The 10,833-nt window shown below is 69.5% G+C and carries 10 protein-coding genes; all 10 read left to right on the top strand.

Annotated features, from left to right (window positions below; all coding sequences use genetic code 11):
- Positions 1-114: 114 nt before the first annotated feature.
- The 10 genes from ACGF8A_RS28980 to ACGF8A_RS28935 all read left to right on the top strand — a co-directional run bounded on the left by ACGF8A_RS28980 (position 115) and on the right by ACGF8A_RS28935 (position 10,831).
- Positions 115-645 carry a hypothetical protein gene (locus tag ACGF8A_RS28980; RefSeq protein ID WP_393113159.1) on the top strand — a complete coding sequence of 177 codons (531 nt, stop codon included), beginning with the start codon at positions 115-117 and terminating at the stop codon, positions 643-645.
- 342 nt (positions 646-987) lie between these two features.
- Positions 988-2,259 (top strand): TrpB-like pyridoxal phosphate-dependent enzyme, encoded by a 1,272-nt coding sequence (locus tag ACGF8A_RS28975; RefSeq protein ID WP_393113163.1) that lies wholly within the window; start codon positions 988-990, stop codon positions 2,257-2,259.
- A 48-nt stretch (positions 2,260-2,307) separates the two neighbouring features.
- Complete coding sequence (locus ACGF8A_RS28970) at positions 2,308-3,342, top strand: BtrH N-terminal domain-containing protein (protein WP_393113158.1); 1,035 nt, start codon at positions 2,308-2,310, stop codon at positions 3,340-3,342.
- The gene (locus ACGF8A_RS28965) at positions 3,339-5,411 is read left to right on the top strand and encodes a molybdopterin-dependent oxidoreductase (RefSeq protein WP_393113157.1); all 2,073 of its coding nucleotides are present in this window, start codon (positions 3,339-3,341) and stop codon (positions 5,409-5,411) included. The genes ACGF8A_RS28970 and ACGF8A_RS28965 overlap by 4 nt, the downstream gene beginning before the upstream one ends.
- On the top strand, positions 5,404-6,093 hold the full coding sequence (locus tag ACGF8A_RS28960; protein ID WP_393113156.1) for a class I SAM-dependent methyltransferase: 690 nt from the start codon (positions 5,404-5,406) through the stop codon (positions 6,091-6,093). The genes ACGF8A_RS28965 and ACGF8A_RS28960 overlap by 8 nt, the downstream gene beginning before the upstream one ends.
- Positions 6,090-6,767, top strand: coding sequence for a hypothetical protein (locus ACGF8A_RS28955; RefSeq protein WP_393113155.1), 678 nt, complete (start codon positions 6,090-6,092; stop codon positions 6,765-6,767). The genes ACGF8A_RS28960 and ACGF8A_RS28955 overlap by 4 nt, the downstream gene beginning before the upstream one ends.
- The gene (locus ACGF8A_RS28950) at positions 6,754-7,740 is read left to right on the top strand and encodes a BtrH N-terminal domain-containing protein (protein WP_393113154.1); all 987 of its coding nucleotides are present in this window, start codon (positions 6,754-6,756) and stop codon (positions 7,738-7,740) included. The genes ACGF8A_RS28955 and ACGF8A_RS28950 overlap by 14 nt, the downstream gene beginning before the upstream one ends.
- The gene (locus ACGF8A_RS28945; protein ID WP_393113153.1) at positions 7,737-9,116 is read left to right on the top strand and encodes a phenylacetate--CoA ligase family protein; all 1,380 of its coding nucleotides are present in this window, start codon (positions 7,737-7,739) and stop codon (positions 9,114-9,116) included. The genes ACGF8A_RS28950 and ACGF8A_RS28945 overlap by 4 nt, the downstream gene beginning before the upstream one ends.
- Positions 9,106-9,354: a ferredoxin gene (locus ACGF8A_RS28940; RefSeq protein ID WP_361304668.1), complete on the top strand. Its 249-nt coding sequence runs from the start codon at positions 9,106-9,108 to the stop codon at positions 9,352-9,354. The genes ACGF8A_RS28945 and ACGF8A_RS28940 overlap by 11 nt, the downstream gene beginning before the upstream one ends.
- Before the next feature lie 61 nt (positions 9,355-9,415).
- Positions 9,416-10,831 carry a hypothetical protein gene (locus tag ACGF8A_RS28935; RefSeq protein ID WP_393113152.1) on the top strand — a complete coding sequence of 472 codons (1,416 nt, stop codon included), beginning with the start codon at positions 9,416-9,418 and terminating at the stop codon, positions 10,829-10,831.
- The last annotated feature ends 2 nt before the right edge of the window (positions 10,832-10,833 follow it).

The following is a 10,833-nucleotide window of genomic DNA, read 5'->3' as shown; positions in this document are numbered from 1 at the left end:
GCAGCGGCGGTGCGGCCCGGGGGGGGGGGGCGGGGTCTCAGGTGGCCTCCAAGACCTCCCGCCGGCGGGGGGGGGGGGGGCCCGGGGCCCCCCCCCCCCCCCCCCCCCCCCGCCGTGCGGCTCGGGCGTGACGGGGTGGCCTACCCGCTGGCGGCGGCCGAGGGCCGTAGTCGCGCACTGAGGTACCTCGCCGAGAATCCGGACGCCTCCGCGCAGGAGGTGGCGCGCGCCGCGGGTATCTCGCTCACCACGGCGAAGGACACCCGGAAGCGAGCGCGCGCAGGGCGGGGAGAGCCACCGCCGGCCACGGCGCAGCCGAACGGCGGCCCGGTCCGTGAGGGCGCGGCCGGCCACCCCGCGCTCGCGGAACGTCCCGGGACGCACCCTGCGAGCGCGGACCTGTCACTGGCGGTCCGGCGCCTGCGGGCCGATCCCTCGCTGCGGTTCACCGAGGTGGGCAGGAAACTGCTGCGGACCCTGGATCCCTCGGCCACGCAGCCGCACGACTGGGCGGCGATGGCCGGCAGCCTCCCGATCCACTGCGCGCCGCTGATCGCGGAACTGGCACGGCACCATGCCGAGAGCTGGCAGCTCCTGGCGGAGTCGTTGACGGAACGCATCAATTCTCGTGACACTGACGCATAAGCTGCGTCGAGTCACGCCCGCGCCCTTGCCGGCGACGCCTTCCGTGCGGAATCTCCGGCGATTTCGCCTGAGTTTCTGGCCGACGGTTTCCGGAATCTGATCAACCGCCTGGATGGACCGTGCCGTTGTAGCGGCAATGCAGGAAGCGCGCGATTGTTGAATTTTCGACCTGATGTTCAAACAGTTGCGTGGGCCTCGGTCGGTTTGTACGCTGACCCACAGAATTTTTTTTGAAGCGGGGGAGCTGGGGGGAATGTGACTTCGTACAGCCCGGGCCGCACAGGTCTTGACCAATCGCCCGTGTCCCGACCCGATGTTCCTGACGGGCATTCCTTACCGGGAATGCCCGCGCATTGGTACAACTTCCTGCTCGATCTTCCCGGCCCCATGCCCGAGGTCCGGGATTCCAAAAGCCCCAGCGCCGCAGAGATAGCGGCAAGGATCCGACCCCGGGCGCTCATTGAACAGAACGCTTCCGAAAAGCAGTGGATCGCCATCCCGGAACCGGTTGTGGAATGGCTTCGGCAATGCGGTCGGCCGACCCCGCTGCACCGGGCGCGCCGGCTCGAGAAGCATCTGGGAACGGGCGCGAGGATCTACCTGAAGCGTGAAGACGTCCTGCCCAGCGGCAGCTTCAAGCTGAACACCGCGATAGCCCAGGCGTACTACGCGGCCGAGGAGGGGCGGACCACTCTCGTCACCGAGACGGGGGCAGGTCAATGGGGAATGAGTGTCGCGCTGGCCGCGCGGATGTTCGGTCTGCGGGCCGAGATCTTCATGGTGAAGTGCTCGCTCGACCAGAAGCCCTACCGGCGTCACTACATGGAGCTTCTGGGGGCCTCGGTGCGGCCGTCGCCGTCGCCCCACACGGCGATCGGACGGAAGATCCTCGGGGAGAACCCGGGCCACCCCGGCAGTCTCGGCACCGCCATCAGCGACGCGATCGAGCACGCACTGGGCAATCCCTCCGCCGCGTATCTCGCCGGCAGCGGAATGCCACACGTCTACCTCCATCAGACGTCGCTCGGGCTCGAGGTCGCGCAGCAGCTCAAGGACATCCATGGCGAGGACCTGGGTGTCGACGGGCGCGGTGACCACCTCGTCGCCTGCTCGGGCGGCGGAAGCAATCTCTGCGGTCTCATAGGCCCTCACCTGCGGGCCAGGGCCGACGGAGCGGACCTCCGCTTCCTCGCCGCGGAATCCACGGCGGCGCCCCGGCTCACCCAGGGCGTCTACCAGTACGGCCGCACCGACCTCGGCGGCTTCACGCCCGAGGTGCTGGGCTACACGATGGGGGAGAGCTTCATCCCACCGCCCACCCACGTCGGCGGCCTGCGCAACCATCACAGCTCCGCCCTGGTCAGCCTGCTCCGGCACCAGGGCGTCCTGGACGCCGTCGCCTTCGACCAGCAGACGGCTCTGGAGGCCGGCCGGCTGCTGTTGCAGACCGAGGGCCTGCTGCTCGCCCCCGAGGCAGCTCACGCGGTCGCCGCGGCCCTGGACGTCGCGGCCAAGGCCGACGCGGAGAACCTCGCACCGGTGATCGTGATCCTGGCCAGTGGCTCGGGTTTCCTCGATCTGCAGGGCTACGACGAAGTTCTGCTCGACGCATAGCCGCACCACCGTTCACGGCATCTTCGCACCTTGCGATTGGGAAGCCATATGCGCTTGGCGACATTTCAGCCCCAGCTCGGCGTGCATTGTGAGACGACCACCCTCCGCAACATGATCCACCATGCCGGCGTCGACGTCTCCGAAGCGATGCTGTTCGGCCTCGGGCAGGGAATCGACTTCCAGTACTGGGACGCTCCGGATCCCGGTCGCTCCACGCCGATGCTCACCGGCCGGATCGAGCCCGCCCTGCTGTCCCGCAACGCCTGCTCGGCCCTGGGTGTGGAACTGCGCGAGTCGCGGGCGCCCGACGCGGAATCGGCACACGCGGCGGCGGCGGAGCTGCTGGAGGCGGGACATGTCGTGGGAGTGTCCGTCGACATCTTCCACCTCGACTACTTCAAGTCCCGGAGCCATTTCGCATCGCACTACATCGCGCTGTACGGGCTCGACGACACCCACGCCCACGTCGTGGACACCGAGCAGCAGGGCGGGGCGCAGAGGCTTCCGGCGGAATCGCTGCGCCGTGCCCGCGCCTCCGACGAGGGGTTCATGCCCTCGCCCCACCTGTACCTGTACGTCGGGCGACTGCCGGCGCGCCTGACCACCCACACCGATGAGGTCCTGCGCGAGCAGATCTGGAACGCCATCCGGCTGACCGCTCGGAGGATGACCGAGGACCGCGGACCGCGATTCGGCCTCCGCGCCATGCGGCGGGCCGCCTCCGAGATCGCCGGATGGAGCGACACCCTCGCCTCCCCCGACGAAGTGGTGCCGGCGGTCGGCCGCTTCTGGCGGTTCGCGGGTACCGGCGGAGCGAACTTCCGCAAGCTCTACCGCGAGTTCCTCACGGAGGCGCGGCAGCGGTCCGGGGACAGCGAACTCGACGCGGCCATCGAGGGCTTGGGCGACGTGCAGCGGCAGTGGGACCAGGCCGTCGACATGCTGATGGACTACCCCGGTGCGGACGGGCGAAGTCGGCTTCAAGCCGTCGCGGCCCTGCTGGACGCGATCGCCGACGCCGAGCAGGCCCTCTTCGACGGGCTGCTCGTGGCGGCCGCCGAACGGGCAGGTGAGTCGGTGTGACCGTCACCCGGGTGAAGTCCGTCTGCCGTATGTGCCACGGCGGTTGCGGCGCCATCGTCGAACTCGTGGACGGCGTACCCACCGACATCCACGGCGACCCGGACAACCCCACGAGCGAGGGCTACTTCTGCATCAAGGGCAAGGCGTCACTGGACCTGCTGCGCAGCCCGGACCGGCTGACCACGCCACTGATACGCACCGGTGCGCGCGGCTCGGGAACGTTCGAGCCGGTCAGCTGGGAAACCGCCCTCGACCGGATCGCCGACGATCTCACGGCGACGATCAGCCGGCACGGGCCCGAGTCCGTCGTCCTCGGTCAGGGAACCGACCGCAACTACCAGGAGTGGGTGTTCCGACTCGCCAACGCGATCGGGACGCCGAACGTGGTCGGCCCGGCCCACGTCTGTTTCTACCCGCGGGTCATGGCCTCGATCATGACGTACGGAGCCTTCACGTTCTGTGACTACGACGGCGATCCCGAGGTCATCCTGCTCTGGGGCAGCAACAAGCCGAGCACGCACTCGGACGGCGTGATCGGGGTCAAACTGCTGCGCGCCGTGGAACGGGGCAGCCGTGTCATCACCGTCGATCCACGCCGGACGCAGACCGCCGCCCGTTCCGGCCTCCACCTGGCCGTCCAGCCGGGAACCGACTGCGCCCTGGCCCTGGGCATGATCAAGATCGTCATCGACGAGGGCTGGTACGACCGCGACTTCGTCGCCGCGCACACCTCCGGGTTCGACGAACTCGCCGAGCACGTCCAGGCGTACGACATCCAGTGGGTCGCGCGGACCACCGGGCTCACACCCGAGCTCATCCACGCAGCGACGCGCTCCTACGCCCTCGCCTCACGGGCATGCATAGAGGCCGGCACCGGCCTGTCGCAGAACGAGAACTCCTTCGACACCCATCGCGCCATCGCGCTGCTCGCCGCGATCTGCGGAAACATCGACGCCCCCGGTGGCGACGTCATCTGGGAACCCATGCCGATCGAGGGCCGCCGTGCCTTCCCCCGCCCGGATCTGCTGCCGCGGGAGCAGGCGATGAAGCGGATCGGCGGCGACAAGCACAGGATCCTCTCGATGTCCGGCTGGGTCGCGCCGGGAGACCTGCACCAGGCCGTCGTGACCGGGGCGCCGTACCCGATCACCTCGATGGTGATCTTCGGCAGCAACATCCTCGCCTCGCACGAGAACACCGATCTGGTCCGCGAGGCGATCGGCAAGCTGGACCTGGTCGTGGTGTGCGACCTGTTCATGACGCCGACCGCGCGGTACGCCGACGTGGTCCTGCCGGCCTCCAGCTGGCTGGAGCGGGACCAGGTGGTCGAGTTCAACTCGTACATCGCGGCACGGCAGAAGATCGCCACAGTCGACGGATGCCGCTCGGACGAGGAGATCATCCTCGAACTCGCCGAGCGGCTCGGCCTGAGCCGGCACTTCTTCCCCTCGCTGGAAGCCGCTCTCGACGCCAAACTCGCCGGCATCGAGCTCACCTGGGAACAGTTCACGAAGATCGGATACATCCGGAACGAGAAGCGGTACCGAAAGTACCGCGAGGGCGGATTCCGTACCCGGTCCGGGCGCGTGAACCTGATGAACCACGGGCTGCGGGCCATGGGCTACGAGCCGTTCCCCGTCTTCCGGCGCCCGCCGGAGCCGGAGCCGGCGCTGCCCTACGTGATGACCAGCGCCCATCCACGCCAGTTCTACAACACCGAGTTCCACCAACTGCCGACCACCTCCCGCAGCCAGACCACGGCACGGGTGACCGTCCACCCCGACACCGCGAAGCGGGAGGGGCTGTCGGACGGCGAGGAAGTGGACCTCTTCACGCGGGCCGGTGCGCGCGGGGTGCGCATGACGGTCAAGATCTCCGACTCCGTCGCACCGAACGTCGTGATGGCGGACGCCGGCTGGTGGTATCCGGGCGAGCCTTCGATCGACGAGTCGCTCAGATCCTCGGTCAATCTCCTGACGGGCAACGACCGTTCCGACGTGCACATGGGGAGCGCCACGATGAGAGGTGTAGCAGTGGGACTACGGCGGCCGGAGCCGGACCGTGGCTAGCGCACGGGGCACCGTCGCCGCCCGGGTGCCGGAGACCGACGAGGGCCTGCAAGGCGACGAACTGGCCCTCAAGTACGACGAGATGCAACGTCACATCCGGGACAACGGCTGGCTCCAGGAGAAGATCGACGACATCCTGGCGGCGGAGATCGACTCCGGGGAGGTCCTGGAGCTGGGCTGCGGGCCGGGCTATCTGGGCCTGGAGTGGATCACCCAGGCCCAGAAGTCGGCCCGGCTCGTCGGCCTCGACATCTCACCGGCGATGCTCCGGCGGGCGAGCGCCAACGCGGACGGGTACGGCGTCGCCGACCGGTGCGCCTACGAATGCGGCACAGTCCTGGCCCTGCCGTTCGAGGACCGGCGCTTCGATCACGTGATCAGCGCCTCCTCGCTGCACGAATGGGCGGACCCGGTGACCGCCCTGGCGGAGATGCACCGCGTCCTCAGGCCGGGCGGACGGTACTGCGTCTCCGACCTGCGCCGGGACATCGACCGGACGACGTTCCAGTTCATGAAGGCCAACATCGCGGCCGACATGCGCCCGGGATTTCGCACCTCGATCCGGTCCTCGTACGTCAAGCGCGAGATCGAGGAACTGCTGCGGGGCACCGCGCTCGACACGGCCGTCGTGACGGAAGTGCAGATGGGGATCGTCATCACGGGCAGGAAGGGAACGCCATGACCGCACTCGCGGGAAGTTCGCCGGCCATCACCGCCACGCGCGAGGGGCGCTTTCCCGGCCGCGCCGGTTTCGGCCACTCCTGGGAGGAGCTCCTGCGGACGTCGAGCACCTGGCGGGACCTCGACTGCGGGCAGTACCTCTCGGCCTGGTGCGGATACGCGCCGGACCACGTCGTCGAGAAGTTCGCCGGGGTCAACCACGTCGGCGTCTACATGGGCGACTACGACAGCGACGACGAGGTGTTCGCCTGGAACGCCTACCTGAACGACCTCCGGGCGTCCGGGCCGGTCACCACCGTCGAGATGGGCCCCTCGTACATCTCGCCCCGGCAGTACGGCACGCCGGGATGGTGGAACTCGATCGTGCTCGCCGACGGGCGAGTCATCGAGATGTTCGCCTGCCGCCGGTTCGGCCCCTGGGCGGACCGCCCGGCGAGCGAGCGGGGGCGGCTCATGTCGCACGTCGCCATCGACGTGCACACCGACTCCGACGTCCGCTACCTGCTGGACGTCCTGGACCGGGACGTCGACCACCTCGAGAACATCGCGTTCACCGAGGCGGACGAACTCGGCCACACCTACGGGCACCTGCGCAACAACGACAGCGGCTCCGTGCTCGAGATCGTCTACGAGGCGCCGCGCGGCGGAACGGGGCACGGCGATGGCGGTCATTGAGATCTCGCCGCACTCCGGCGAGCACTGCGAGTCGACCGCGCTGCTCAACATGCTCCGCAACCACGGCATCGAGCTGAGCGAGCCGCTGATCTTCGGGCTGGGACAGGGCCTGTCGTTCCTGTACTGGCACTCGAAGCAGATGCCGAACCCGTTCCTCGCCGGCCGGGTCAAGCCCGACCACCTCATGCGCAACGTGGCGGACGCCCTCGCCCTGGAGTTGCGGGCGCAGGAGACGACCTCGCCGGCGAGGGCCGAGGCCACGTTGATGAAGGCGCTCGACGAGGGCGATGTGGTGGGACTCAAACTCGACCGCTTCCACCTCGACTACGCGCGGGAGAACCATCACTTCGCCGCGCACTACGTCGCCTGCATCGGCTACGAGGACGACAGGTTCGTCGTCGTCGAGACCCGGTCGCTCGGCGTTCAGTCGACCTCCCGGGAGAGCCTCGCCCGGGCGCGGTCGGCCAAGGGGCCCATGTCCTCGCGCAACCTGTCGGTGCGGGTGGACCCGCGCGGTTACGACGAGTCGATCCTCGCCAAGGCCTGCCAGAGCTCGATCCTGGCCACCGCCCGGGAGTTCCTCACCCCGCCCATCACCAACATGGGCTACAAGGGCATCGCGAAGGCCGGCTCGCTCATGCGGCGATGGCACGACCGGCTCGACCGGCCCGTCGAGGCGATGGCCGCCGTCGGCACCAGCATGGAGGAAGGCGGCACGGGCGGCGGACTCTTCCGGACGCTGTGGGCGCAGTTCCTCGAAGAGGCGCACGAGCTGACCGGTATCGAGGCCTACGACGAACTCGCCGTGGAGTACCGCCGTATCGCCAAGCGCTGGACGGATGTGGCGAACCTGCTGCGCGACACCGACGAGGCCGGTTGCCGGCAGGCACTCGACGAGGCGGCGTCGATCACCGACAGCCTCGCGGCCGAGGAACGGACGGCGATGGCACGGCTGGAGGAGGCCTCCCGATGACCACGCTCGCCCGGCCGGCCGGCCACGACCCGCGCAGCAGGCTGCGCGACACCCTCGTCTCCCGCGTCGACATCGCGCGGAGGGTCGCCGCGGTCACCTCACTGGACCGGCAGGCACTCGACACGTGGGCGGCACAGGCGCTCGCCGCGGCCGTGGAGCACGCCTGGCGCAACTCACCGTTCTACGCCGCCTTCGTCCCGGCCGACGTCGCCCGGGCGGCCGCGCGGGGTCGCCCGCACGCGTTCGAGGCCATCCCCTTCACCAGGCGTGACCATCTCTCCGCCGCCTACCCCCTCGGCATGCTCGCCGTTCCGCGGCGTGAGGTGATCCGGTTCGACGAGAGCTCCGGCACCGGCAACGGGCGCCCGATCGCGGCGTTCTTCACGATGGCCGACTGGCTGGAGAACAACCTCACCGTCGCCGGGCTGCTGGCCGCCGTGCTGGACGAGCGGGACGTCGCCGCCATCGCCGTCCCCTACGAGCTGGCCGGGGTGGGCCAGGACCTCGACCGTGCCGTCGAGATACTCGGTTGCACGATCGTGCCGCTCGGCGCCGCCTCGCCGTCCTGCACCCCGGACCGGATGGTCGACGCCCTGCTGCGTTCGGGCGCGACCACCCTGGTGTGCTCCGGCACCCGCGCCCTGTTCCTCGGCGAGATCGCCCGCCGCCGCGGCATCGACCCGCGCGGCGACCTCGCCGTCTCGAAGATCCTCATGGCGGGGGAGGGGGCGTCGCCGGCCAAGAAGCGGCGCCTGGCCGACCAGTGGGGTGCCGTCGCGTACTCGATGTTCGGCATGACCGAGACCAACACGCTGGCCATGTTCTGCCGCGAGCGTGAACTGCACCTGGTCGAGACACGGACGTTCTTCGAGGTGGTGGATCCGGAATCCGGCGGGCGGCTGCCGGACGGCTCGGTCGGCGAGCTGGCCGTCACGACGCTGGCGAGCCGGGCCATGCCGCTGCTGCGGTACCGCACCGGTGACGTCTGCCGGATCGAGGCGGCGCCGTGCCCCTGCGGCTCCCCGCTGCGCCGGCTGCAGCACCGCGGCCGGATCGGTGACCGGATCCCGGTCGGTGACCGCTGGACCTCCCAGCTGGAGATCGAGGACATCGTCCTCGGCGCCATGACCACCGCGCCGTACTACTTCGCCTTCGACATCGACGGGGACGTCCTGGAGATCGCCCTGCCGCCGTCGAGCCTCGACGAGGCGACTCGGGCATCGATCGCGGCCGGGGTCCGTGACCGACTCGGAGCGTCCACACGCTTCGGCCCGCTGGACACCGACCGGTTCGAGACGGCGCTGCGGACCTCGGCCAAACCGACGATGCGCAACTTCAGTGCCTACGGGGGAGGAGGGACCGCCGGTGAGGGTTGAACTGCCGCTTCCCACGCGCATTCCGATCGACGGGCGCTTCGAGATCGATGACACATGCATCGACTGCAAGCTCTGCAACGACCTGGCGCCCGACAACTTCGACGCAGATCTCGACAACGACGTCCACTACGTGTGCAAACAGCCCGAGACCCCCGACGAGCTCGAACGGGTCCTCGACGCCTTCGAATCCTGCCCCACCGAATCGATCCGGTACTCAGCGGCACCAAGCGAGGAGTGATGGCGCAATGTCAAGCCTGGACGATCCAGTAATAGCCGACATGTGCGCCGGCGGACGGAAGATGACCGAGCTGGGACCGGTGGCGGAGAGCTACGACCAGCTGCACCGGATCGACCTGCTCGGTGAGGCGCGGGCCGCACGCGGAGTGCCGGAGGGCAGCTACGACTCGACCGTGTGCGCCGTCCTGCAGGCGTCGGAGGTCTGCCTGCTCAACCTGGCCCGGCTGGCCGGCAGGACCCAGGAGTGCCTGCTGGCCGACGACATCCCCGCCGCCTCCCGCTACGTCCAGTGGGCCGTCGGGTTCCACCGGTTGCTGCGCCGGCTCGGCACGGTGATGTTCGGCGCGCGCGGCGTCTTCGGAGCCGGCGTGGCCGCCGGGACCACGGTGGTGGGCATCTCCGAGTCCGCCGGCTACGCGGCCTACGTGGAGGCGCTGCGCGGACTGGAGGACGTCGCCAAGGGCTCGCTGCTGGCCGGCGCGCCCGAGCTGACCCGCTCCACCATCGCCACCAAGAGCATCGACGACTCGCTGTACCGCGTGCTGCACGGCATCCGGACCGGCTGCCACGACGCGACCAAGTGGGAGAGCGATCTCACCGCCGTGCCCATCGGGGTGAGCCGGAGCACCGACGAGCTGATCTCCGCCGAGACCCTGGCGCGGGCGGTTGCCGCGACCGAGCTGAACGCGGGCACCCTGCACGGGGAGTTCGTCGCCCTGCACCAGGTCCCGGAGATTCTGTGCGCCGAGGCGAACGACCACCTCGAGGTCGCGATCCGGGCGATCCGCGGTTCGGCTCTGAGCCGGGCGGCGCAGCACCTGACGGCCTGCCGGGAGCTGCTCGACCCGGTGGTGGAGGCACAGCGGGTGATGGCCGAGCACCTGGCCACCGGGGAGTACCACGGCTTCAGGACCAACCTGGGCCCCGCGAGCGGCACACACTCCCTGTCCATCAAGCAGCACATGTTCCGGGACCTGTTCAAGCACATGTGGAACGACCTCGAGGCCTGGCTGCGCTCGTTCGGCGAGTCCTCGCTCGAGGAGACCGTCCGGGACATCGACGCCCGCCGCCACGACGACCCGGAGGCATGGTTGCGGCACACCGTGGTCGACCAGGCGTTCAAGCTGCACTCCGCCCACCAGCAGTGGCGGCACGAGCATCTGCACATGCCCCGCAACTGCCTGGGCAGCGGTGGCACCAAGTCCATGATCGGCATTCCGGACGGGCCCCAGGCGGTCTACAAGATGCGGGACGCGGCCAACGCCCAGCACTCACTGGCCACGATCCACCGCGCACGCCGGACCCCTCTGACGAACGCCGTGCCGGACTCGCCCCTGGCCAAGCTCATCACCGACCCCAGCTCCCTCGACTCCGAGCTGATGCGGGTCGTGGGCGAGGCGACACGCGAGTACTTCCCCCAGGTGCAGGAGCAGAGCTACCAGCCCTTCCGGTCGGGTGCGGCCGAGCGGAACCCGTAGGA

The organism is Streptomyces sp. NPDC047706, assembly GCF_043204795.1.
Taxonomy (GTDB): Bacteria; Actinomycetota; Actinomycetes; order Streptomycetales; family Streptomycetaceae; genus Streptomyces.
Note: the sequence above shows the minus strand (reverse complement) of the source record. Positions and strands in the feature narration are given on the sequence as shown.

Coding starts and splice junctions, on each gene's coding strand:
- ACGF8A_RS28975 (WP_393113163.1), top strand. CDS start 988: ATGCCCGCGCATTGGTACAACTTCCTGCTCGATCTTCCCGGCCCCATG.
- ACGF8A_RS28970 (WP_393113158.1), top strand. CDS start 2,308: ATGCGCTTGGCGACATTTCAGCCCCAGCTCGGCGTGCATTGTGAGACG.
- ACGF8A_RS28955 (WP_393113155.1), top strand. CDS start 6,090: ATGACCGCACTCGCGGGAAGTTCGCCGGCCATCACCGCCACGCGCGAG.
- ACGF8A_RS28950 (WP_393113154.1), top strand. CDS start 6,754: ATGGCGGTCATTGAGATCTCGCCGCACTCCGGCGAGCACTGCGAGTCG.
- ACGF8A_RS28945 (WP_393113153.1), top strand. CDS start 7,737: ATGACCACGCTCGCCCGGCCGGCCGGCCACGACCCGCGCAGCAGGCTG.
- ACGF8A_RS28935 (WP_393113152.1), top strand. CDS start 9,416: ATGACCGAGCTGGGACCGGTGGCGGAGAGCTACGACCAGCTGCACCGG.